This window comes from Actinomadura rifamycini DSM 43936, assembly GCF_000425065.1.
Classification (GTDB): Bacteria; Actinomycetota; Actinomycetes; order Streptosporangiales; family Streptosporangiaceae; genus Spirillospora; species Spirillospora rifamycini.
In genome coordinates this window covers 139,047-160,661 of sequence record NZ_KE384301.1, presented here as the reverse complement: position 1 = coordinate 160,661, position 21,615 = coordinate 139,047, and the positions used below count along the sequence as shown (strand labels likewise).

21 protein-coding genes are annotated in these 21,615 nt (G+C 75.1%); 14 read left to right on the top strand and 7 right to left on the bottom strand.

The genetic code is table 11. From position 1 onward, the window contains the following. Positions 1 to 26: 26 nt before the first annotated feature. Together H505_RS0137540 and H505_RS0137535 are read right to left on the bottom strand one after the other, a co-directional pair. Positions 27 to 710 carry a response regulator gene (locus tag H505_RS0137540; RefSeq protein ID WP_026406072.1) on the bottom strand — a complete coding sequence of 228 codons (684 nt, stop codon included), beginning with the start codon at positions 708 to 710 and terminating at the stop codon, positions 27 to 29. Next, on the bottom strand, positions 707 to 1,825 hold the full coding sequence (locus tag H505_RS0137535) for a sensor histidine kinase (RefSeq protein ID WP_026406071.1): 1,119 nt from the start codon (positions 1,823 to 1,825) through the stop codon (positions 707 to 709). The genes H505_RS0137540 and H505_RS0137535 overlap by 4 nt, the downstream gene beginning before the upstream one ends. A gap of 167 nt (positions 1,826 to 1,992) precedes the next feature. On the opposite strand from H505_RS0137535, the gene H505_RS0137530 reads away from it, so the two are divergent. The 3 genes from H505_RS0137530 to H505_RS0137520 are packed head-to-tail and all read left to right on the top strand — an operon-like array spanning position 1,993 to position 3,421. After that, positions 1,993 to 2,331 carry an ArsR/SmtB family transcription factor gene (locus tag H505_RS0137530; RefSeq protein WP_026406070.1) on the top strand — a complete coding sequence of 113 codons (339 nt, stop codon included), beginning with the start codon at positions 1,993 to 1,995 and terminating at the stop codon, positions 2,329 to 2,331. After that, a complete protein-coding gene (locus H505_RS0137525; RefSeq protein ID WP_026406069.1) occupies positions 2,328 to 2,798 on the top strand; it encodes an SRPBCC domain-containing protein in 471 nt (156 codons plus the stop codon). The genes H505_RS0137530 and H505_RS0137525 overlap by 4 nt, the downstream gene beginning before the upstream one ends. Next, complete coding sequence (locus H505_RS0137520) at positions 2,795 to 3,421, top strand: dihydrofolate reductase family protein (RefSeq protein WP_026406068.1); 627 nt, start codon at positions 2,795 to 2,797, stop codon at positions 3,419 to 3,421. Before H505_RS0137525 ends, H505_RS0137520 begins: the two co-directional genes overlap by 4 nt. 120 nt (positions 3,422 to 3,541) lie before the next feature. Here H505_RS0137520 and H505_RS46860 read toward each other — a convergent pair whose 3' ends face one another. The 3 genes from H505_RS46860 to H505_RS0137505 are packed head-to-tail and all read right to left on the bottom strand — an operon-like array spanning position 3,542 to position 6,645. Continuing rightward, a complete protein-coding gene (locus tag H505_RS46860) occupies positions 3,542 to 4,498 on the bottom strand; it encodes a polyprenyl synthetase family protein (protein WP_051301602.1) in 957 nt (318 codons plus the stop codon). Further along, a complete protein-coding gene (locus tag H505_RS0137510; protein WP_026406067.1) occupies positions 4,495 to 6,093 on the bottom strand; it encodes a chymotrypsin family serine protease in 1,599 nt (532 codons plus the stop codon). Before H505_RS0137510 ends, H505_RS46860 begins: the two co-directional genes overlap by 4 nt. Before the next feature lie 12 nt (positions 6,094 to 6,105). After that, entirely contained in the window at positions 6,106 to 6,645 is a 540-nt protein-coding gene (locus tag H505_RS0137505) for a hypothetical protein (protein ID WP_026406066.1), read from the bottom strand. A 398-nt stretch (positions 6,646 to 7,043) separates the two neighbouring features. Between H505_RS0137505 and H505_RS0137500 the strand changes: the two genes are divergently transcribed. From H505_RS0137500 to H505_RS46850, 10 genes are read left to right on the top strand one after another with little or no spacing between them, the layout of a single operon-like run. After that, positions 7,044 to 8,537, top strand: coding sequence for a PKD domain-containing protein (locus H505_RS0137500; protein ID WP_084551269.1), 1,494 nt, complete (start codon positions 7,044 to 7,046; stop codon positions 8,535 to 8,537). 22 nt (positions 8,538 to 8,559) lie between these two features. Next, positions 8,560 to 9,279 (top strand): hypothetical protein, encoded by a 720-nt coding sequence (locus H505_RS0137495; protein WP_157433271.1) that lies wholly within the window; start codon positions 8,560 to 8,562, stop codon positions 9,277 to 9,279. 26 nt (positions 9,280 to 9,305) lie between these two features. Further along, positions 9,306 to 11,324: a lycopene cyclase family protein gene (locus H505_RS0137490; protein WP_169528909.1), complete on the top strand. Its 2,019-nt coding sequence runs from the start codon at positions 9,306 to 9,308 to the stop codon at positions 11,322 to 11,324. Further along, positions 11,321 to 11,878 (top strand): hypothetical protein, encoded by a 558-nt coding sequence (locus H505_RS50850; RefSeq protein ID WP_026406062.1) that lies wholly within the window; start codon positions 11,321 to 11,323, stop codon positions 11,876 to 11,878. Before H505_RS0137490 ends, H505_RS50850 begins: the two co-directional genes overlap by 4 nt. Further along, a complete protein-coding gene (locus tag H505_RS46855; protein WP_051301601.1) occupies positions 11,875 to 13,545 on the top strand; it encodes an AMP-binding protein in 1,671 nt (556 codons plus the stop codon). Before H505_RS50850 ends, H505_RS46855 begins: the two co-directional genes overlap by 4 nt. Continuing rightward, on the top strand, positions 13,542 to 14,720 hold the full coding sequence (locus H505_RS0137475) for an acyl-CoA dehydrogenase family protein (protein ID WP_211238637.1): 1,179 nt from the start codon (positions 13,542 to 13,544) through the stop codon (positions 14,718 to 14,720). Before H505_RS46855 ends, H505_RS0137475 begins: the two co-directional genes overlap by 4 nt. Then, positions 14,717 to 15,835, top strand: coding sequence for an SDR family oxidoreductase (locus H505_RS0137470; RefSeq protein WP_084551263.1), 1,119 nt, complete (start codon positions 14,717 to 14,719; stop codon positions 15,833 to 15,835). Before H505_RS0137475 ends, H505_RS0137470 begins: the two co-directional genes overlap by 4 nt. Further along, the gene (locus tag H505_RS0137465) at positions 15,832 to 16,791 is read left to right on the top strand and encodes an NAD-dependent epimerase/dehydratase family protein (protein ID WP_026406059.1); all 960 of its coding nucleotides are present in this window, start codon (positions 15,832 to 15,834) and stop codon (positions 16,789 to 16,791) included. Before H505_RS0137470 ends, H505_RS0137465 begins: the two co-directional genes overlap by 4 nt. Then, positions 16,788 to 18,293 carry a PEP-utilizing enzyme gene (locus H505_RS0137460; RefSeq protein ID WP_026406058.1) on the top strand — a complete coding sequence of 502 codons (1,506 nt, stop codon included), beginning with the start codon at positions 16,788 to 16,790 and terminating at the stop codon, positions 18,291 to 18,293. Before H505_RS0137465 ends, H505_RS0137460 begins: the two co-directional genes overlap by 4 nt. Next, positions 18,268 to 18,522, top strand: coding sequence for a phosphopantetheine-binding protein (locus tag H505_RS46850; protein ID WP_034521820.1), 255 nt, complete (start codon positions 18,268 to 18,270; stop codon positions 18,520 to 18,522). Before H505_RS0137460 ends, H505_RS46850 begins: the two co-directional genes overlap by 26 nt. Here the strand turns inward: H505_RS46850 and H505_RS52225 are convergent. After that, entirely contained in the window at positions 18,503 to 19,474 is a 972-nt protein-coding gene (locus H505_RS52225; RefSeq protein ID WP_026406057.1) for a PEP-utilizing enzyme, read from the bottom strand. The two genes, H505_RS46850 and H505_RS52225, sit on opposite strands and share 20 nt — an antisense overlap. Before the next feature lie 80 nt (positions 19,475 to 19,554). After that, entirely contained in the window at positions 19,555 to 20,010 is a 456-nt protein-coding gene (locus H505_RS0137445; protein WP_125611910.1) for a MarR family winged helix-turn-helix transcriptional regulator, read from the bottom strand. 89 nt (positions 20,011 to 20,099) lie between these two features. On the opposite strand from H505_RS0137445, the gene H505_RS46845 reads away from it, so the two are divergent. Continuing rightward, a complete protein-coding gene (locus H505_RS46845; protein WP_034521817.1) occupies positions 20,100 to 21,614 on the top strand; it encodes an MDR family MFS transporter in 1,515 nt (504 codons plus the stop codon). Position 21,615: the final 1 nt, after the last annotated feature.

The following is a 21,615-nucleotide window of genomic DNA, read 5'->3' as shown; positions in this document are numbered from 1 at the left end:
CCCCGGTTGCGCGGGGCCCGCCGCGGCTACCGCTCCGGTTGCTGCCCGCTCATCCAGCGGGGGCTGACCATCGCCGACTCGTAGGCCATGACGACGAGCTGCGACCGGTCCCGCACGTCCAGCTTCGACATGATCCGGCTGACGTGCGTCTTGGCCGTCGCGGGGCTCAGCACGAGCTTCGCGGCGATCTCGTCGTTGCTCAGCCCGGCCGCGACCAGCAGCATCACCTCGCGCTCCCGGTCGGTGAGCGCGTTCAGCCGCGGGCCGGGCGCGGGCGCGGTGACCCGCCCGGCGAACTCCGCGATCAGCCGCCGGGTGACCGACGGGGTGATCAGCGCGTCGCCGCGCGCCGCGACCCGGACGGCATGGATCAGCTCCTCGGGCTCGGTGTCCTTGAGCAGGAACCCGGCGGCGCCCGCGCGCAGCGCCCCGTACACGTACTCGTCGAGGTCGAAGGTGGTGAGGATGACGACGCGGACGTCGTCCAGCCGCCGGTCCCGCGCGATCCGCCGGGCCGCCTCGAGGCCGTCCATGCCCGGCATCCGGATGTCCATCAGGACCACGTCCGGGCGCAGCTCGCGGCACGCGGCGAGGGCCCGCTCCCCGTCGGCGGCCTCGCCGACGACGGTGATGTCCTCCTCGTCGTCGAGGATGGAGCCGAACCCGGCCCGCACCAGCCGCTGGTCGTCCGCCAGCAGGACCTTGATCATCGTTCGTCTCCGTTCCGGTACGGGAGGCGGGCGCGGACCAGGTGGCCGCCGTCCGGCCCCGGGCCCGCGGTGAGGTCGCCGCCGAGCGCGCGGGCGCGCTCGCGCATCCCCAGGATGCCGCTGCCGGGGACCGCGGCGTCCTCGCCGGCGGGGGCGGCGCCGCGGCCGTCGTCGGCGACCTCGACCAGCACCTCCCGGGCGCCCCGCTCCACGCGGACGGTCACGTGCGCGGCGCCCGCGTGCCGCACCACGTTCGTGAGGGACTCCTGGACGATGCGGTAGGCGGCCAGCCCGACCTCGGTGGGCACCGGGCGGTCCGCGCCGTCGACGCGGGTGCGCACGTCCAGGCCCGCGGCCCGCGCGGGCTCGACCAGCTCGCCGATCCGGTCCAGGCCGGGGAGGGGCGCGGTGGGCGCGTCCTCGTCGGCCTGCCGCAGCACGCCGAGCGTCGCCCGCAGCTCCCGCAGCGCCTCCCGGCTCGTCTCCTTGATCGCCGCCAGCGCCGCCTCGGCCTGCGCCGGGTCGCGGTGGAAGCGGTGCAGCGCGGTGCCCGCCTGCACGTTGATCAGCGAGATGTGGTGCCCCGTGACGTCGTGCAGCTCCCGGGCGATGCGCAGCCGCTCGTCGCCCGCCGCCCGCCGCTCGGCCTCGGCCAGGAAGACGCGGCGGCTGTGCCGCACCCAGCCGAGCGCCACCATCGCCACCACCCAGCCCGCCAGCATGAACAGCGCGACACCGTTGACGTCGCCGTTGCCGGACAGCGTACCGAGCGCGGTGCCGATGACGATCAGTGCCGCGATGCCCGACGCCGCCTGCAGCCGTCCCCGGGACGCCAGCAGGTACAGCGCCAGGACCGGCGCGATCATCAGCGGCCCGTCGTAGGTGCTGACGACGTAGTAGACGCCCGTCGCGACGGTCGACACGATCGCCGCGGCGAGTCGCGCCCGCCGGGCGAACAGGACCCCGCAGGCGATGTAGATCAGCACCCAGCCGGCCGCGGTCTGCGCCCACGGCTCCTCGCGCGCGCCGATGAGCGACCGCATGCTGCCGACGGCGACCACCACCAGCACCGCGACGGCGAGCGCCTCGTCCGTCACACGCCATCGAGCACGCATGCGGCCAGCCTAGACGGCCGGACGGCCGCGGCGGCTCGGCGCGAAGATGCGACCCGCCATGCGACCGGCGGTGTACGCGCGCCCCGCCGCCCGCAACTCGCGCGGTAGGGCCGCGCCCGATAGTTAGCCTTTGCGTTAACCATCGCCCGCCTGTAATATTTAGCCCCGTGGCACAGTATTCGGCACAACTGGACGGGGTGTTCGCGGCGCTCGCGGACCCGACCCGGCGCGCCGTCGTCCGGCGCCTCGGCCGCGGGCCCGCGAGCGTCGGCGACCTCGCCGGCGAGTTCCCGATGACCCTTCCCTCGTTCATGAAGCACGTGCGGACGCTCGAGGCGAACGGGCTGATCCGCACGATCAAGACCGGCCGGGTGCGCACGTGCGTGCTCGACCGCGAACGGCTCGCCCTGATCGACGACTGGCTCGCGGAGCAGCGTCGGCTGTGGGAGGAGCGCACCGACCGCCTCGAGCGGTTCGTCACCGACCCGGAGGAGGACCCGAAGTGAATCCCGATCTCGATCTCGGCCTGGAGCGGATCATCCGCGCCCCCCGCGCCGCCGTGTGGCGGGCGTGGACCGACCCGTCCCGGCTCGAACGGTGGTGGGTCCCGGCGCCGGCACGCTGCCGGGTGGAGCGCTTGGACCCGCGGCCCGGCGGCGCGTTCGTCACGCGCTACAGCGACGACGGGGCGGCGTTCGTCCCGCACATGGACGCGTGCTTCCTCGCCGCGGAGGAACACGAGCGCCTCGTGTTCACCAACGCGGTCGACAGCACGTGGGCGCCCGTGACTCCCGAGCCGGTCGCGATGACCGCGACGATCACGCTGGCCGACCACCCGGACGGCACGGCCTACCGGATCGTCGTCCGGCACGGCGACCCGGAGGCCCGCGCCCTGCACGAGAAACTCGGCTTCGCCGAAGGCTGGGGCACCGTCGCCGCCCAGCTCGCCGCGTTCGCGGAGGGCACCCGATGAGACTCGCCCTCACCCAGTTCCTCACGCTCGACGGCGTCGGCCAGGGCCCCGGCTCGCCGGACGAGGACCCCTCGGACGGGTTCGCCGGCGGCGGCTGGCTCGTCCCGCACATGGACGGCGCGTTCGCCCGGCGGGCGTCCGAATGGCTCGACCTCGCCGACGGACTGCTGTTCGGACGGCGGACCTACGAGGCGTTCGCGCGCGACTGGCCGCGGATCACCGACCCGGCCGACCCGTTCGCCGAGCGGATGAACTCCCTGCCGAAGTACGTCGTGACCGGCACCCTCACCGAGGGGTCCTGGCACCCCACGACCGTTCTCGGGGGCGACCCGGTCCGGACGGTGGCCGAGCTCAAGGCGCGGCCGGGCCGGGAACTCCAGATCCACGGCAGCGCCCGCCTCGGCGACGTGCTGCTGGCGGCGGGCCTGGTCGACACGCTCCGCCTGGTGGTCGCCCCGGTCGTCCTGCGGTCCGGTCGGCGGCTGGTGTCCGGCGCGGGCGAGTCGTCCGGGCTGCGCCTGCTCCGCCACGAGGCCACGCCGAACGGCCTGCTGCTCCTGGAGTACGAGGTGGCCGGCCGTGCGCGCCGGGGCGCGTACGAGGGCGTCGCCGCGCTCGTCTAGGACCGGAGGCGGCCGGGGGAGGCGCGACTCCGGTCGCCGTAGCCGTCGACGAAGCGGGCCGGGAGGCGGGCGGACCCGGCGCGTTCGGCGTCGGTGGCCGGCCGCCGCCGGCGCGCCCCGTCAGAGGCGCGACTCCACCTTCGCCATGATGGCGAGGATCGCCGTGCGGGCGTCCTCGGCGACGTCGTCCAGGGCCTCCCGGGCGAGGTCGAGGTGCTCGCGCGCCAGTTCCATGGTCCGGTCCAGGCCGCCGGACGACTCGATGAGCGCGCGCACGGCCGGCAGGTCGCCGGCGGTGAAGGACGGCGACAGCAGGAGTTCGGCGAGCGCGCCCGAATCGTCGGCGGCGAGCGCCGACAGCGTCGGCGCGCCGAAGAGACCCAGCATGTGGTCGGTTCCGACGGACTTGTCGAGGTCGCCCGGGGTGAGGTCGAGGCAGTCGTCGAGCATCTGGAAGGCGATCCCGAACTCGCGGCCGAACAGCGAGAGCGCCCGGACCTCCCGTTCGGCGCGGGCGGCCTCCGCGGCGCCCAGCAGGCAGGTCATCTGGAAGAGGACGCCGGTCTTGCGCTCGGTGAGCTCGAGGTAGTCCTGGAGCGCGTAGGTGGTGTCGAAGGTCCGCTCGATGTCGAGGAGCTGGCCGTGGGCGAGCTCGCTCAGCGTGCGGCTGACCAGCATGGCGACCCCGGCGCCGAGGTCGGCCGATTCGGTGCCGGCCAGCGCGAACGCGGCCAGTCCGGCGAGGGAGGCCCGTTCGGGGCCGACGAGCGTGTGCGCGGTCGGTTGCCCGCGCCGCAGCGCCGCCCGGTCGACCACGTCGTCGTGGATCAGCGACGCCAGGTGGACGAGCTCCACCAGGGCGCCGAGCCTGACCAGCCGCGCCGGGTCCACCGGGACGTCGCCCACGCATGCCGCCAGCAGACCCGAGCGCAGGCTCTTGCCCGGGTTGGCGGCCAGTGCGGCCACCGGGCCCCGCAGGGACGGCCCGAGCCCCGCGGCGAGCTCGTCCACCCTCGCCAGGACCCGCGCGGAATAGCCCAGCTCCGCGCCGGGGGCCGGGCTCTGGACGGCGGTCATTCGGTCGGCTCCGGTTCCATGTGCTTGAACGGCGCGTTCATCTCGATGTCGGGGGCCGCCGCCACGGCGTCGTGAACCTGGCCGTACACCGCGGGATTGTTCATGTAGGCGTACACTTCCCGCCTGTTCATCCCCAGTGTGGGTACGAGCGAATCCCGGTACAGCGTGAGGGCGAGCTTGGATTCGTCGGCGGTCAGAACGGTCTGTACGAGGCCGGTGATGATGAAGGACGCGTCGTCGAGGTGTTCCTGGGTGACGACCTCGGGCGAATCGGGATCGTCGAGCACGCCCGCCATGAAGTCGCGGTACTTGGTGTAGTACTGGTTCGCGTACGCGACTTCGTCCGCCCTGCCCTGCCGGTCTTTCAAGCGATCCACGAGTGACTGGGAGTTCACGTAGGTGAGTTCGACCAGCAGCTTTCCGGTCAGGCTCTCCAGGAAGAACTCGTCGCGCACTTTGTCCGCGAGCGGGTTTTCCTCCCTGAGCGGAAGGCGGTAGTAGTCCGACAGCGACCCCAGTACGACGCATTCGAGCATGACCCCGCCCGGAACTTGGGTCTTCCCGTCGCCGCCCGCGAAAACGACCGACCCGGAGTCGCCGGCGCTGCTGAAGAACTCGGTGTAGATCAGGTCCTGGTACATGACGGTCCCGATCGGTGTGCTCACGGGCGCCTGGACTCCGATCGCCACGATCGTGCTGGAGGTGTACCCGGTCGTCCGCCCGACCTTCTCGATCGCCATCCCCGGCTGGGGGTCGGCGATCCCCGTCCCCGGCCCCGCGCACGGCAGGGCGGCGGCGGACGTGGACGCGGACGCCTGGCCGATCGGGAGGCGCACGTCGAGGGCGTCGAGCGTCAGGTCCATCCGGGTCAGCAGGCAGGCGCCGAACGAGTCGCCCGCGGCGACCATGCCGACGACCGGGTGGTCGGCCGAGACCGGGGGCATCAGGTCCTGCGCCACCTCCAGGGTGTAGGCGTCCTGGTCGGTCAGCTGCGCGATGGCCCCGTCGACCTTCGTCCCCGCCGCGGGCATGGGGGCCCAGCGCTTCAGGGTCGCGATTTTGTCGCGCGATGTGCCGCCGTCGTAGGCGCCGGGCTGGATGATCGCCTCGCCCACCTTGCCGCGCCCCATCCGCGCGATCACGTGGTTGCAGGTCAGCACGCAAACCGTGTCGTCGGTGTTGTCGACCACGAAGAGGCCGAGCGTGCCGGCCGTCACGCCGTCGACGGGGTTGGAGACGCTGGCGCCCTGCCGCGGCGGGCGCATCCGCTCGGTGATCTCCTGCCCGGCCGCCGCCCGCGCCGGCGCGAGGGCCGTCTGCGCCCCCGACGAGAACGGGCCGGCCTGGATCACGTCGACCTGGTACGTCGTGGAGTCGACCTCGACCGTGCGCGGCAGCAGCCGGCGGCGCGATACCAGGGCCTCGCGGCGCTTCTTGGCGACCAGGACGACGACGGCGGGCTCTTCCGTCGTGACGCCGGCCCGGCGGCGGAAGCCGATCCCGACCCCGGTGACGTTCGGGTCCGAGCCGTAAGCGTCGTAGATCTGCTGCCTGGCGCGTTCCAGCTTGCTTTGGTCGTCCCCGCAGTAGTTCATGGTCCTCCGTCGTCAGTTCAAAGGGGGAATCGGCTGCGGCTGGCGGCCGCGACGCTGCAGGTCGCTGAGCCCGCCGAGCCAGATCTCCGCCACATGGTCGTCGGCGGGGTCGAAATGGGGGGACAGGGTCGCGACGCCGAGCGCGACGAACGCCAGCAGGTCCCGCTTCCCGTCGGCGTCGGCCTGCGCCGCCTGCCGTCCGATGCCCGCCAGCATCCTGCCCTGCGCCGCGCCCAGCAGGCCCAGCGCGATCAGCGCGTCGGCGCCCGCCCAGGCCCGCGCCAGGCGCTCGGGGTCGAGCCTGCGCTCGGCCGCCCGCAGGCGGGCCGGCGTGGCGCGCTCCGCTCCCTCGGCGGACTCCCCGAAGCCGCGGAACTCCACCGGATAGACGGCGCCGACCCGCGCGACCTGGAGCAGCATCTCCCGCCGCCGGGAGAGCGGTGCCGCGGCGGCGCCGGACCGCCCGCCCGGGGCCCCGGCGTCCGGTGCCCCCGCGGCGGCCGTCGGGTCGGCCTGGGCGGAGCCGGACCCGCCCAGCATCGTGGCGGTCACGGCCGTGACCGAGCCGGCGACGGCCGTCTTCCCGAGGAATCCGCGTCGGGAGACCTGGGGGGATCGCTTTCCGTAATCGGGTCGTGCGGTATTTTCAGCAGAAGTCATCGGACCACCGTTTCGTAGCTGAACGATCCGCAGAGTTGATCACCAGCGGCACGTTAGCCCGAAGCCCGGTAAACGCTCGAAAAATGGCCGCATCCGGCCAGGGGTCTTTGGAACCGGGCCTGATCTGACGGAACTCGCCAATTCTGGACCGGCGGTTCCGGCCGTTTCTGCCAATCGCGCTTCGGAGCATTGACACCAAGATCGTCGCGTGTTGCGATCATGGCGATCAACGTCCGGGGGCGTTCGCATACCACGTGTGCGGACGCCCTTCTCCTGGGTGGGGAAGTGAAATGCGACAACGCGGCCTTTTCATCGCGGGAACCTGCTTCACCGTTCTCGCGGCCTCGTCGGCGGTGGCGCCGGCGGCACCGGCCGCGGCGCCGGGCCGGTGGGTCGCGATGGGCGACTCCTACCAGGCCGGCGTCGGCGCGGCCGACTACTACCCCGACAGCGGCGACTGCCACCGGTCGCAGTACTCGCACCCGGCGCTGCTCGACGCCGACGGCGTGCTCGGCGGCGACTTCACCTTCGTCGCCTGCAGCGGCGCCACCACCCAGGACGTCCACGACGGCAAGTCGGGCGAGCCGTCGCAGTTCGAGGCGCTCGGCACCGACGTCTCCCACGTGACCCTCGGCATCTCCGGCAACGACATGGGGTTCGCCGACGTCGTCACGGCCTGCGTCAAGGCATCCGCGCTGAAGACCTGCGAGGGCGATCAGGACGCCAAGCTCCAGACCGCCTTCGACAGGCTCAACGAGGGCACCACGGCGAACACCAACCGTGTGCAGGAGATCTTCAAGGAGATCATGCGGCGCGCTCCCCAGGCGCGGATCTTCGTGCCGACCTATCCGAAGTTCTTCCCCGACGAGGGCGGGAGGGACGGCACGTCGAACGTGCCGTGGCCCACCCAGCGCTGCCAGATGATCCGGCTCACCGACCAGTTGTGGATGAACAGCTGGGTCCAGCGGCTCGACAACTACCTCGTCACCTCGGCCACCATCGCCGGGGCCGTGCCGATCGACCTCTACGACTCGAGCGACGGCCACGAGATCTGCCCCCCGCAGGGCGCGGAGCGGTTCCTCAACGGAATCGTGCCCACCAAGCGCGAGGAGTCCTTCCACCCGACCCGGGCCGGCTACGCCAACACCGCGTGCATCGTCCGGGAGGCGTTCCTGCGGCCGGCCCCGGCCGCCCGGGTGGCCGGCGACGCCGGGGTGACCCGGAAGGCGAACGATGTCACGGTCCAGCCGGGCCAGACGGTCCGGGTCCCGGTCGCGCTGGCGGGCGGCGGTCTCGGCGCGGGGTTCGGCGCGACCTGGCAGGAGGGGGACGTCACGATGCGGGTGGTGTCGCCGAACGGCGAGCGGACGTCCGAAGCGCGGCACCGCCGGAACGGCACCAAGCGGGCCTCCTACGACAGCGTGTACGTGCCCGGCGCCGCGGCCGGAGGCTGGAAGGTGGAGCTGACCGGCGGCGACCGGCCGACGCGGGTCCGCGTCACCACGACCGAGCTCGCGCGGCCCAAGAGCCCGCCGAAGGCCGAGATCACCATGAAGCGGACCGGCCCCGACACCGTGGTTCTTGACGCCTCCGAGTCGACCGGCTCGGGCGGCGGCGAGGTCGAGAAGTACCTGTGGGAGTTCGCCGACGGGACGCTGGCCACCGGTGCGAAGGTCACCCACACCTACGCCGAGCCCGGCACCTACACCGTCAGCCTCGCCATCACCGGCGACGACGGCCAGATGGGATTCGGCGCGGCCGAGCCCGTCACCGTCACCGAATGATCCGCGCCGAAGGAGACGGGACGTGGGCGTGCCGGCGAGGCCGATGGCGCTGACGGTGCCCGGCTGCGTGCTGGTGGTCGTCGGAGCAGTGCTGCTGCTCAAGGGCCTGTACGACTGGTCCGGCCGCACCGACCTCGCCGCCGCGCGGCCGCTGCAGGGCGAACGCGTCGCGGTGTTCCCGGCCGCCGCGCTCGTCGCCGCGGGCGCGTTGCCACTGCACCTGGCCGGCGAACGCGGGCCCGCCCTGGTGGTTCTGGTCACCGCGCTCGTCCCCGTGCTCCTGGTCATACCGGGGATCTCCGGGGGCTCCATGGCCTTCTATGCGTGCCTGGCCACGGTGCCGGTCGGCGCGGCGCTGGCGCTGCGCGCGGTACTGGCGCCGAAGACGCCGGTCACCGTCCTCGCGATGCTGGTGTTCGCCCTGGTCGCCGTGGCCGGGAGCCTCCTGCTGGCCGGTCTTTCGGACGCCGTGCCGTTCATGGCGGCGTTCAGCGAGGAGGAGGCGCGCCGGGCGGCGGCCGGACGCCTGACGGCGGGGCTGGCGGGCCCGGCCCTGGCGGCGGCGCCGGTGCTGCTGCTGCTCGCCGACCGCAAGGTCGCCGCGGGGCTCGCCGCGCCGTTCGCGCTGGTGGCGCTCATCGTCGTCCTGGACTCCCAGACCCTGGCGGCGTGGGCGGCCTACCTCGTCGCCGGGCCGCTCGCCATGGGCACCTCGGTCCACCTCCTGTTCACCGACCGATGACGACCGACCACACTTTGGAGACGCCCGTGACCGAGCAGGTCGATGTCCTCGTCGTCGGCGGCGGCCCCGCCGGCACCGCGGCGGCCGCCGCCCTCGCCCGCCGGGGCCTGCGGACGGCGCTCTGCGACGACCCGCCGGGGGGAACGTTCCACGACGTCATCGTCAGCGGCCCCGCCCGCCATGCCCTGGGGACGCTCGGCGGATGGGACGAGGCGTCCACGCGTCCGATCGAGACGCTCGACCTGTGGTTCGGCGCCCGCACCCGGCGCGTGATCGACGACGCGGGGATGGCCGTGTGCGACGGCGCCCGGCTGACCGCGTCGCTCCGCGTTGCCGCCGCCGAGGCGGGGGCCGTGCCGCTGGGCGGACGGGTGACCGGCCTGGACCGCACCGGCGACGGCCACCGCGCGACACTGGCGGACGGCTCGGTCGTCACCGCCGCGCACGTCGTCCTCGCCACCGGAGCCGCCTCGAGCCGCCGGCATGCCGGCGGCGATGCCGGCGCCGCCGGCGCGCGGTCGCAGTGCGCGCGCCGCTTCACCGGTGTCGAGGCCGATGACCGGATCCTGCTCCAGCTGGTCACTCCCGACGCCGCCGACCCCAAGGCCCAGCCGTCCTGCGTCTGGGTGCTGCCCGCCTCCGGCGGCGGGGTCACGATCAGCGTCACCGGAGGCGGCCGGGACCCGGAGGCCCTGATGGCCGGGGCCCTCCAGGGGCTCGCCGAGGCCGATCCGCGGTTCGCCGGAGCACGCCCGGACGGCCCGCTCTCGTGGGGCCCGGTCGACAGCGGCTTCGCCCCCGAGCAGGCGGTGGACGACGGCCGCCTGGTGGTCGGCGACGCCGCCGGCCTCGTCAACCCGTTCACGGGCGAGGGGCTGAGCTACGCGGTGCAGAGCGGGCTGCTGGCCGCCGAGTCCATCGCCCGCCACCCCGGCGACCCCGAGGCGGCGGCGCGCTCCTACGGCAGGGCGCTCGCCCGGGCGTTCGTCGGCTACTTCGAGACGGCCCGGCACGCCGCCCGGCGCTACCACCTCGCCTGGCGGGTGCTCGCGGCGACCGCCGAGAGCGACCACCCGTTCTTCTCCAAGGGCCGCCGGGCGGTGCTGCTGCCCGAGGGCATCGCGGGCGTGACCGCCGCCGAGCCCTTCGACGCGGGCGCGGAGGAGTCGCTGCTGCTGCAGCCCTTCCTCGCCGGCTGCGACGAGGTGTCGGTCGCGGCCGTCCGGCGGGAGTGGCCGTTCATCGCGCGGATGCTCATCACCGGCGGCGGGCCCACCCACCGCAGCCTCCGGCCGGCGGTGCTGCTGTGCGCCGGCCTCATGAGCGCCGGCGCGTTCCCCGACATCGGACGCGTCACGACCGGCTCGGCCATCGAGCTGGCCTCGCTCGGCGGGCTGGCCTTCCTCGGCCCGGCGGCGCCCGCGCTGCCCGGCGGCCGGGGCGTCGACTGGTCGTCGGCCACCACGGTCCTCGCCGGGGACTTCCTCCTCGCCCAGGCGTGCACGCTGGTCGCCAAGCACGCACCCGAGCTGTCGTGGTCGTTCTCCGACTGGCTCGCGGAGCTGACGGTGCTGCGGGCCCGGTACCTGGACGCCGCCCCGGGCACCTCGGCCACCGACGTGTTCGCCGCGATGTTCGAGTATCCGCTCCGGGCGGGGGCGCTGCTCGCGGACGCGCCCTCCGGGGCCGTCGCCCCGCTCCGCGAGTTCGGCCGGCACTGCGGCCGCGCCTTCGTGCACGCCGAGGACCTCCTCGCGCTGCGCGGGGAGCGCACCCGCCTGGACACCTCCCTGGCGGCGATGCTCGACGGGCGGGTCTCGGCCCTCCCGGAGCTGCTCGACGAGCCCGGACTCACCGCCGCGCGGCTCGCCGCCGACGCCGGGCTGCGCGATGCGGCGCTCGCCGCGGCGGCCGCCGCCTGCCTGGAGGAGCGCGGCCTCGCGCGGAAGGCCGCCGCCGAGCTGACGGAGGACCTGCCCGCGCGTGTCCTGCTCGGCTTCGCCGACGCGGTGGCCGCGCCCGCCGCGTCCGGAGGGCACCGGTGAGGGACGCTTTCGAGGTGCTGCACGCCCTGTGCGTGAAGGGGACGGCGGGAACCGCGCACCTGACGCTGATGACCGGCCGCCCCGAGCCCGCCGTCCGGCGCGCCGCGCAGGACCACGCCGCCGCGGGCACGGCGGTCTTCGTGGCCGCCCGCGAGGCGTGGCGGGTCACCGCCCGGGGACGGTCGCTGCACGCGGCGGAGCTGCGCGCGGACCTCGCGCCCGATGCCGCCGGGGTGCTGCGCGCCTGCCACGAGCGGTTCCTGCCGCTCGACCACCGCGTCAAGGACCTGTGCACCCGCCGGCAACTCGGGGAGACGGCCGAGGCGGCCGCCCGCGCGGAACTGGCGGAGCTGCACCGGGACCTGCTCGCGGTGGCGGAGCGGATGGCCGGCGCACGGCCCCGCTACGCCAGGTACGCGAGCCGCCTCACCGCCGCGCGCGACCGCTTCGAGTCCGGGGACTCCACCGCGCTGACCGGCGTGCTCTGCGACTCCTACCACGAGGTCTGGATGGAACTGCACCGCGACCTGCGGCTCACCCTGGAGCTGCCGTGACCGCCGGGCTCCTGGAATGGCTCGACGCGCCGTCGGCGTCCGAAGGACTGCGGTACCTGACCGACGACGGCACCTGGGAGTCCGTCCCGTACACGCGGCTCGCCGAGCTCGTCCGCGCGACCGCCCGCGACGTGCGCGACCACGGGCTCACCACCGGGCAGGCCGTCGCCGTCCTGCACCGGACCGGGCCCGGGTTCGCCGCCGCGTTCTTCGGGGTCCTCGCGGCCGGCGGCACCCCGGCGCCGCTCGCCCCGCCCGCCGCCCTCGGCGACACCCGGCGGTGGCGTGCGCACGCGGCGCACGTGATCGAGGAGTGCGGCGCCGCCCTGGTCCTCGCGGAACGGGACCTGGCCGAGGTGGCGGCCGACGTCGCCGGGCCGTCCCGCGCGGTCCTCCCGCCCCCGGACGCGCGCGACGCCGCGCCCGGATCGTGGACGCCGGCGGAGACGGCCCTCCTGCAGTTCACCTCGGGTTCGCGCGGCAGGGCCCGCGGCGTCAGGGTGAGCCGGGGCAACCTGGAGGCCAACATCGCGATGATCGGGCAGCGCTGGGCCGACCGGGCGGCGGGCACCGGCGTGTCCTGGCTGCCGCTGTACCACGACCTCGGTCTGATCTTCGGGTTGCTCACCCCGGTGGTCCGAGGGGAGTCCGTCGGGCTGATGCGGCCCGAGCAGTTCGTCCAGCAGCCGCTGCGCTGGCTGCGCGAGCACCACGGCCGGCCGGGCACGGTCATGCTGGTGCCCAACTTCGGCCTGGAGTACGTCGTGCGGCGCGTCCGGCCCGACCGGCTCGGCGGGCTGGACCTGTCCGGGGTCGAGGCGATCGTCACCGGCGCGGAACGGGTCCGCCTGGACGCGGCCGCCGCGTTCCTGGAGCTGCTCGGCCCCTGCGGCCTGCGCCCGTCGGCGCTGAGACCCGCCTACGGGCTGGCGGAGGCCACGCTCGGCGTCTCCTGCGCACCGCTGGGCCGGGTCGCGAGAGCCGTCGCGGTCGCCCCCGGACCCGTCCGGATGGGCGAGCCGCTGCCGCTGGTCGGCTCGGCGACGGTCTCGCGCCGCCCGCCCGCCGGACCCGGGACCTGGCACGTGGGCTGCGGGACTCCGCTCGACGGGCTCACGGTGCGGATCGTCGACGACGCCGGCCGCGCTCTCCCGGACGGGAGCCTCGGAGAGATCGCCGTGCGCGGGCCGTCGGTGGCGCTGGGCCACACCAGCGAACAGGAGGACCGGGCCACCCGGTTCGAGGACGGCGAGCTGTTCACCGGCGACGCGGGCTTCCTGCTCGACGGGGAGCTGTACGTGGTGGGCCGCATCGGCGACAGCCTCCAGGTGCGCGGGCGCAACGTGTACGTCGAGGACCTCGAAGCGGCGCTCGCGGAGGAAGGGCTGCTCACCCGGCAGCGGACCGCCGTGCTCGCCGGGTACCTGGGTGACGAGCCGACCGTGTGCGTGCTCACGGCGGCGCCGTCCGCGGAGAACGTCGTCGCCTGCCTCGCCCCGCTGGTGGGTCCGGACGTGACCGTCCGCGTCGTGCGGGTGAAGGCGGGCGTGATCGCGCTGACCTCCAGCGGCAAGCCCCGCCGCCGCACGATGTGGCGGCGGCTGCTGGCAGGGGAGATCGACGGCCCGCTGCTGGCCTCGTCCGAGCACGCGGGGGCCCGGCCGTGACGCCGCCGCTGTACGGGGCCGGCCTCACCGGCCCGCACGTGGACGCCTTCCGCGACCGGGTCCGCGCCGCCGTGGACGACGGGATCATGCCGCTGGTGCCGGCGGCGGAGGAGGCGGGCGAGTTCCCCCGCGCGGCGCTCGCCGCGCTGGGCCGCACCGGGCTGATCCGGGAACGCTGGACGCCGGGTCCGGGCGGCGATCCGGGGCGCGCCGCGATCCTGGCGGAGGAACTGGCCCGGGCGGGCGGTGTCGGCATCGGCGTCGGCGTCGTGGTGGAGACCGTGGCCGCGGCCCTCACCCGGTACGGCCGGTCGGACCTGCTCGCGGGCACGCTGGAGGGCGTGCTGAGCGGCGATCTGGTCGGCTGCTTCGGCGCGTCCGAGCCCACCGGCGGCTCGGATCTGAACGGCATCGCGACCACGGCGGTCCGGGACGGGACGGGCTGGCGGGTGCGCGGTGAGAAGAAGTTCCTGTCGCTGGGGCGTGCCGCCGACTTCGCCCTGCTCCTGTGCCGTACGGGCGACTCGGGCCTCGCCGCCCTCAGCCTGGTCCAGGTCCCCGCCGAGGGTTTGCGCGAGGTCCGCAGGCTGACCAAGCTGGGCACCGCGTCGCTGGACACCACCTGGACGGCGGTCGACACGTGGGTCCCCGGCGAGGCGATGGTGGGCCGCCCCGGGCTCGGCCTGACCGTGGCGACGTGGGCGCTGAGCCACGAGCGGATGGCCGTCGCGGCGCACGCGGTCGGGGTGTGCGAGCTGGCGATCGGGCTGGCCTGCGCGCACCTGCACCGCCGCGAGCAGTTCGGCCGGCCGCTGATCGAGCACCAGGCGCTCCGCCTGCGGCTGGCGCGGCTCCAGGCCGAACTGGTCGTGCTGCGCTCCGGGGTGCACGGCGCGGCCGCGACGGCGTTCCAGCCGGGCGGCGCGGGCGCGCGGGAGGCGGCCGCGCTGAAGGTCACCGCCGTCCGGTTCGCGGAGAAGACGGTCACCGAATGCATGCACCTGTTCGGCGGCGCCGGATACCTGGAGGACGAGACACCCATGGCGAGGATGTGGCGGGACGTCCGGATCGGCCGGGTCGGCGGCGGGACGGACGAGATGATGTGGGAGATGGTGGCGTCCGGGCTCGTCCCCGACTTCGCCGCCTACGACGCCACCGTCGGGACCGGCGAATGAGGCTCCTGGTGGCGGGCGCCACCGGTCAGCTCGGCGCCGGCCTGCTGGAGACGATGGGCGAGGCGGGCTGCACGATGATCCCGCTGCTGCGCGTCCCGGAGCCGGGACGCCGGACGGCGGGGCGGCTGCGGCCGCCCGATCCGGCGCTGGTCGGCGAACCCGTGCGGGGCGATGTGCGGGTGCACCGCTGGGGCCTGGACGAGGCCGCGGTCCGGCGGCTCGCGGACGAGGCCGACGCCGTCGTGAACCTCGCCGGCCAGACCAACTGGGCCGGACGCGGCAGCGACATCTACGCCACGCACGTGCTGGGCGCCGAGCACGGGTACCTCCTGGCCCGGGAGCTCACCGCGCTGTCCGGGCGCCGCATCCCCTACCTGTACGCCGGGTCGGCCTACGCGGCCGGCGGCGCGGTCGGCGCGGTCGCCGAACAGCCCTACCCGCGCCGTGCCGACCGGACGGTCTACGAGCAGGCCAAGCTGCTGGCGGAGCGGCGCCTGACGGCGCTGGCCGGCGAGGACTCCCCGCTGCTGATCCTCCGGCTGTGCGCGCTGGTGGGCAACAGCGCGACGGGGCGGACGCTCCGCCGCAACTCCCTCTACATGCTCGCGGACCGCTGGGACGACCTGCCCGGCGGAGTGCTGCCCGCGATGCCCGCCGCGCGGGTGGACGCGCTCCCCAGGGACGTGGCCGCGCGCACGCTGCTGCGGGCGGTGCGCCGGCTGGCGGGGCTGCCGGGCACCGAGGCGCTGATCTGCCATCTCGGCTTGGGCGAGACGGCTCCCAGCGTCCGCGGCCTGCTGGACGCGGCGTTCACCGCCGATCCGGAGCGGTTCCGGCGCGCGCCCCGCGTCGTCTCCGCGTCGGCCCGCCAGATCGTCTGGACGAGCCAGAACGCCCACCGGTTCCTGCCGCTGACGCCGACGGCGCACAACGCGCTCATCGGGCTGCGCTACGTCGGGCTGGACCGCGTCTTCGACCGGTCGCGGCTGGCGGCCCTGCTCGGCGGCGGGCTCCCGGAAGCCGGCCTCGGCCTGCTCGCCGGGCTGCTGTTCGGGCCGCCGCGGCGGCCCGACGCCGTGGCCGCCGGCGGCTCGATGGCGAGGTTCCCCGGATGAAGGTCCTCGTCGTGGGCGCCTCGGGCTACCTGGGCGGCGCGGTGTGCGCCCGCCTGGAGCGGGCCGGCCACGAGGTGATCGGCCTCAGCCGCTCCGGCGGCGGACCCGCGCGGCGCACCCTGCGGGGCGACGTGACCCGGCCGGCGCTCGCGCTGGCGGGCGCGGCGCTCGAGGAGGTCAGGGCCGAGGTGACCCACATCGTGACCGCCTTCGGCAGCGTCGACTGGGACTGCGGGCCGGACACGGCCCTGGACCTGCACGCCGCGGGGATCCGCAGCGTGCTCGGCCTGGCCCGCACGTGCGACCGGTTCACCGGGCTCGTCCACGTCTCGTCGCTGCTCGCGCTCGGACGCGCGTCCGGCCGGGTCGGGAACCGCGAACTGTACGTCGGCCAGACGTTCCGGAACTGGTACGAGTACGGCAAGTACGTCGCCGAGAGTCTCGTGCGGGCGGCCCGTGACGTGCCGTCCACGAGCGTGCGGTTCGGCCCGCTCCTGGGCGTCCCCCCGGCGGCGGGCACCCTGTCGGCGCGGCACGGCCTGCTCGCCGTCCTGCCGCCGCTGCTCCAGGGGTACCCGGTCCACCTGCGCGAGGGCGGGGAGTTCCCGTGCTACGCGGGCGAGGTGACGGGTGCGGCGGAGGTGGTGCACCGCGCGGTCGAGACGCCCGCCTCGGGACGCACCTGGACCTGGTTCGACCCCGCGGACCCCACGCTCGCGGAGGTGCTGCGGGCGCTGTGCCGCCCCCTCGGCCGCGTCCCGCGCATCGTCGACAGCGCGACGGTGGGCCGCCTGCAGCGCCTCCTCGCGTCCCGCACCGGGACGCCGGACGCCCTCCTCGGCTACGCGGAGCCGTGGTTCGACCTGGACCCGTCCGTCCTGGACGCCGTCCCGGGCGGTCCGCCGCGCTGCCCGGCCGGATACCTCGAGGCGACGGGCCGGGAGGTCTTCGCATGAACCCGCGCTTCCCGCCGATCGACGTCGACCCGAACCCGGCGTTCCCCGTCTACAGCGCCGGGAACTTCGGGGAGGTCGCGCCGGACCGGATCTCGCCCGTGTCCTGGTCGCTGGTCGGCACGCCCATGGAACGGGCCACCCGGCGCCTGGTCCGGCGCTGCTGGGGGGAGCGCTCCTGGGCCCAGGGCGGCCACTACGTCTTCGTCGGCTACTTCGCGTGCAAGCCCTACCACAACCTGTCCGCCTACACGCGGCTGGCGAGCCGGTTGCCCATGGTGAGCCCCGAGGACGTCACCGCCGCCTACTTCGAGGGCACCCGCCCGCCGCGGCTCGGGAAGGCGCGGGAGGGCGGGCTGCGGCAGGCCGCCGCGCTGCCGCGGCTGATCCGCGAGCTGACCCGGCTCGGCCCGTCGCTGCTGCGGCTGGAGGAGGAGGTCGCCGACCTGGAGATGCTCGCCCGTACCGCCGTGTCGCTGCGCAGCGAGGCGGGCATGGTGGAGGTCCTCACGCGCGCCGCGCCGATCCTGGACGACGCCTGGGACGCCCACATCGTCGCCGCCACCGGGCTGGTGCCGCTCGCCGTCGTGCAACGGCGGGTGAACGGCCTGATGGTCCCGCACGCCGAGACCGTCACCCCGTGGCTCAACCGGCCCGGGGAACTGGTGTGGGACCGGCTGCACGCCTTCACCGGCGACCTCGCGCCCGGCGAGTTCCTGGGCACCTCGTTCTACGAGGTGGCCGAGGGGCGGGAGCCGTGGTCCCGGTTCGCCGTCCGGCGGGGCACCGGACCCGGCTCCGAGCCCGGCGGCGGCCCCGGCACCGATCCCGTCGTCGACCCGGCCGAGGCCGCGATCGGCATGCTGAGCCGGCGGCGCCGTCACCCGGTCGGCGCGCTCGCCCGGATCATGGCGGAGATGATGGCCTCCAGGGAGCACTCGAAATCCCTGGTCATGCGGACGCTCCACGTTCACCGCAGGGTGCTGCCGGAGCTGGCCCGCCACTGGTCGCTGGACGACACGGAATGGCCCTACCTCACGATCGAGGAGCTCCGCCGCGTCCACCTCGCTCCCGGCCTCGCCGACCGCGCGGCCGACCGCGCGGCCGCCTGCGCCGAGGCGGTCGGGACGCCGATGCCCGACCGCCTCGACTTCTCCGGCGGGGCGGGGCCGGTGCGGCCCGGCGCGGCCCGCGCCCGGGGAGTGTCGCCCGGCCGCGTGACGGGCGTGGTGGTGCACCCGCCCGCCGACGACGTCCCGGAGGACGGGTCCGCGATCCTGGTCTGCGAGTCGGCGGACGCCGATGCCGCGCCCCTGCTGGGCCTGGTCGGCGGGGTCGTCACGGGGCGGGGCAGCGCGATGTCCCACATCGCCATCCTGGCCCGCGAGCACCGGCTGCCCGCCGTGGTCGGCCACCCCGACGTCTCCGCGCTGCGCCCGGGGGATCTGATCACCATCGACGGAACGACGGGAGAGGTCCATGTCGAGTCGGCCTTCGCTGGATGAGTTCCTCACCGTCCTGGAGGACGCCTACGAGACCGCCAAGCGGATCCGGCGCACGATCCGCCCGGAGGACGATATCGCGCGCGGACTGGGGCTCGACTCCCTCGACGCCCTGGAGCTGCTCGTCGTCCTGGAGCTGACCTACGGCACGTCGCTGATCGATGTGCCCGCCATCGTCGACGTGGAGACCGTGGGGGACCTGTACGAACTGCTCATCGCCCGGTCACCCTGACGACGCCGGCGCCCCCGTCGACCGTGACGCGCGTTCCGTCGCCCAGCCTCAGGAGCGCGTCCCGGACCCCGGTGACGCAGGGGACGCCCAGCTCGCGGGCGACGATGGCGGCGTGGCACAGATTCCCGCCGACGGTGGTGACCATGGCGGCCGCCTCCGCCATGAGCGGCACCCAGTCCGGACCGGTGTCGGCGATCACCAGTACCGACCCGGGCCGCCAGGACGGGTCGTACGGATCGGCCGGGCGCGCCACCGTCCCCGTCGCGACGCCCGGTGACGCGGGGACGCCGGTGAGCGGCCCGGCGTTCTCGACCCGTTCGGGCACCGGCCGGGTGACCGGCCGGTACTGCACCCAGGTCAATCCCGACTCCAGGACGGCGAACTCCAGGTCCGCCACGCCTCCGAGAGCGCGCTGCACTCCGAGGCAGGCCCGCCCGGCGGGCCCGGTGCCGCTCCCGCCGGTGCACTCCTCGGCCTCGCCGGACGCCCACTCCAGGCGGCCGGCGTCCGGCGTCCGTCCGATCCACACTCCGGCCGCCCGGGGCGGCTCGTACCGCTGGAGCACGACGGCCACCTCGACGTCCCGGACGGCGAGGCCGGCCCTGGCCTGGTAAGCCCGGACGCGCTCGGCCGCCCCGGAGCCGGCGACCCGGGCGATGGCGCCCGGCAGGCCGTCGAACGGGACTCCCAGTTCGGTGCGGAAGAGCCCGGCGAAGGAGTGCTCCGGCCCGTCCTCGACGGCGGCGGAGCTGCGGACGGCCCACGAACCCGGGCCGGCGAGCCCGCCGAGGTCGGCGCCGCCGAGATCGGCCGGGGAGGGTCCGGCCGGCAGCACCCATGTCGCGGGCACGCGGAACCCGTGGCGCCGCAGCACGGCGAGGCCGCGGCACTTCCCGCCCAGCGCGGTCCGCGTGTCGTCCGGTTCCACTTCGTCGAGCTCGAGCGGCTTCACCGGACGGAGGATACGCCCGGCCCGTCAGCCCGGTCCACCGCCGCCGCCGGTTCACCGCCTCGCCCGGCGCCGTATCCGGCTCAGCCGTCGTAGCCGTCGACGAAGCGGGCCAGGAGGCGGGCGAACTCGGCGCGTTCGGCGTCGGTCCAGTCGCCCATCGCCCTCGCGAAGTGCTCCTGGCGGGTGCGGCGGGTGGCCTCGACGACCGCGCGGCCCGCGTCGGTGAGCTCCAGGTGGATGCGGCGCCCGTCCTCCTGGGAGGCGACCCGCCGGACGTAGCCGGACTTGACGGCCTCGGCGACGATGCGGCTGCCGCGCGAGGCGTCCACGCCGAGGCGGGCGGCGACGAGCCCGACGCTGACCTCCTGGCCGGGCCGGTCCGGGCCCTCGTCGACGATGTCGACCACGTGCAGGACCTGCACGTCCACGGGGAGGTTGTGCTCCCGGACCGCCGCCTTGCCGAGCCGCTGCCGGGACATCCCGCGGCGCAGCCGCACCATGCTCCGCTCGACGGCGTCGATCGCCTCCTCGCTCATGGCAGGAGAGTCTAACGCCGCCGTTGCGTCGCTCATGTATGTGCGTCTAGCATTCATCTGACTTTCGCACATGAATGTGAGGTGCACGGATGACCGTGGCAACGGATGGGCGGGCGCCGGGGGACGGCATGACCCCCCGGCGCCGGGTGCTGGTGTTCGGGGGCCTCATGCTCGCGGGCCTGATGTCGTCGCTGGACGCGACGGTGCTCGCGACGGCGCTGCCCACGATCGCCGGGGACCTCGGCGGCGCCGACCGGCTCGCGTGGGTCTCGACCGCCTACATCCTGGCGACGAGCGTCACGGTGCCGCTCTCCGGACGGCTCGGCGACCTGTTCGGCCGCAAGCCCGTCTACCTGATCGGGCTGCTGGCCTTCCTCGCCGGCTCGGCGGCGTGCGGGGCGGCGCCGTCGATGGCCTGGCTGCTCGTGTTCCGGGCGGTGCAGGGCGCCGGCGCGGGCTGCCTCATGGGCTCGACGTTCGGGCTCACCGGCGACCTCTTCGAGCCCCGGGAGCGGGCCCGGTACCAGGGCTACTCCGCGGTCAACTTCGCGGTCGCGACCGTCGCGGGGCCGATCCTCGGCGGCTTCCTCACCGACCACGCGTCCTGGCGGTGGGCCTTCTACCTGAACCTGCCGCTGGGCGTCGCGGCGGCCGTCGTGATCGTCGCGTTCCTGCGGCTGCCCGCGCCCGACCGCGAACCGCGCGTCGACTACCTCGGCATCGTGCTGCTCGGCGCCGCCGTCACCTGCTTCACCCTGTTCACGAGCCGGGCCGGGACGCACCACGCGTGGACGTCGCCGGCGGTGCTCGGCCTCGCCGCCGGGGCGGCCGTCCTGTTCGCGGCCTGGCTCCTCGCCGAGCGGCGGGCCGCCGAACCGGTCGTGCCGCCGCGGCTGTTCCGCGACCGCTCGTACGCGGCGGCCTGCGCCGTCGCGGCCGTCGGCGGCGCCACCGGCTTCGGGCTCGCGACCTACCTGCCGATGTTCTTCCAGGTCGTCGGGGGAGCGGACGCCACCCGCTCCGGACTGCTCGTGCTGCCGATGATGCTCGGCCTGCTCGCGTCCTCCCTGCTGGCCGGGCGCTACATCGCGCGGACCGGCCGCTACCACCGGCTCCCCGCCGCGAGCATGGCCGTCAGCGCCGCGGGCGTCGCGCTCCTGGCGGGCATGGACGCCGGCACGGGCATGCTCGCCGCCGGGCTGTACATGGCGGTGCTGGGCTTCGGAGCCGGCCTGTCGCAGCAGGTCGTCGTGCTCATCGCGCAGAACGCGGCGCCGCGGCGCGACCTCGGCGCGGCGGGTTCCGGGGTGTTCGCGACGCGGATGCTCGGCACCGCTGCCGGAACGGCCGTGTTCGGCGCGATCGTGACGAACCGGTTCGCCGCGGAGGCCGCGGACCGGATGCCCGGGGACGCGCCGCCGCTGCGGGACGCCGTCCGCCCCGAGGTCCTCGAAACGCTGCCCGCGCCCGTCCGGGACGGCGCGGCCGACGCCTTCGCGCACGCGTTCTCGGCCGTGTTCCTGTCCGCGCTGCCGCTGCTGGCCGTGGGCCTGGCGGCCGCGCTCGCGCTGCGGCACGTCCCGCTGGAGCCGCGCGGCCGCTGAG

Excerpts from the sequence above, each read along its gene's own strand:
- H505_RS0137445 (WP_125611910.1), bottom strand. The coding sequence starts at position 20,010 with ATGAGCGAGGAGGCGATCGACGCCGTCGAGCGGAGCATGGTGCGGCTG.
- H505_RS46860 (WP_051301602.1), bottom strand. The coding sequence starts at position 4,498 with ATGACCGCCGTCCAGAGCCCGGCCCCCGGCGCGGAGCTGGGCTATTCC.
- H505_RS0137510 (WP_026406067.1), bottom strand. The coding sequence starts at position 6,093 with ATGAACTACTGCGGGGACGACCAAAGCAAGCTGGAACGCGCCAGGCAG.
- H505_RS0137535 (WP_026406071.1), bottom strand. The coding sequence starts at position 1,825 with ATGCGTGCTCGATGGCGTGTGACGGACGAGGCGCTCGCCGTCGCGGTG.
- H505_RS0137500 (WP_084551269.1), top strand. The coding sequence starts at position 7,044 with ATGCGACAACGCGGCCTTTTCATCGCGGGAACCTGCTTCACCGTTCTC.
- H505_RS46850 (WP_034521820.1), top strand. The coding sequence starts at position 18,268 with ATGTCGAGTCGGCCTTCGCTGGATGAGTTCCTCACCGTCCTGGAGGAC.
- H505_RS0137520 (WP_026406068.1), top strand. The coding sequence starts at position 2,795 with ATGAGACTCGCCCTCACCCAGTTCCTCACGCTCGACGGCGTCGGCCAG.
- H505_RS0137470 (WP_084551263.1), top strand. The coding sequence starts at position 14,717 with ATGAGGCTCCTGGTGGCGGGCGCCACCGGTCAGCTCGGCGCCGGCCTG.
- H505_RS46845 (WP_034521817.1), top strand. The coding sequence starts at position 20,100 with ATGACCGTGGCAACGGATGGGCGGGCGCCGGGGGACGGCATGACCCCC.
- H505_RS0137465 (WP_026406059.1), top strand. The coding sequence starts at position 15,832 with ATGAAGGTCCTCGTCGTGGGCGCCTCGGGCTACCTGGGCGGCGCGGTG.
- H505_RS0137540 (WP_026406072.1), bottom strand. The coding sequence starts at position 710 with ATGATCAAGGTCCTGCTGGCGGACGACCAGCGGCTGGTGCGGGCCGGG.
- H505_RS0137460 (WP_026406058.1), top strand. The coding sequence starts at position 16,788 with ATGAACCCGCGCTTCCCGCCGATCGACGTCGACCCGAACCCGGCGTTC.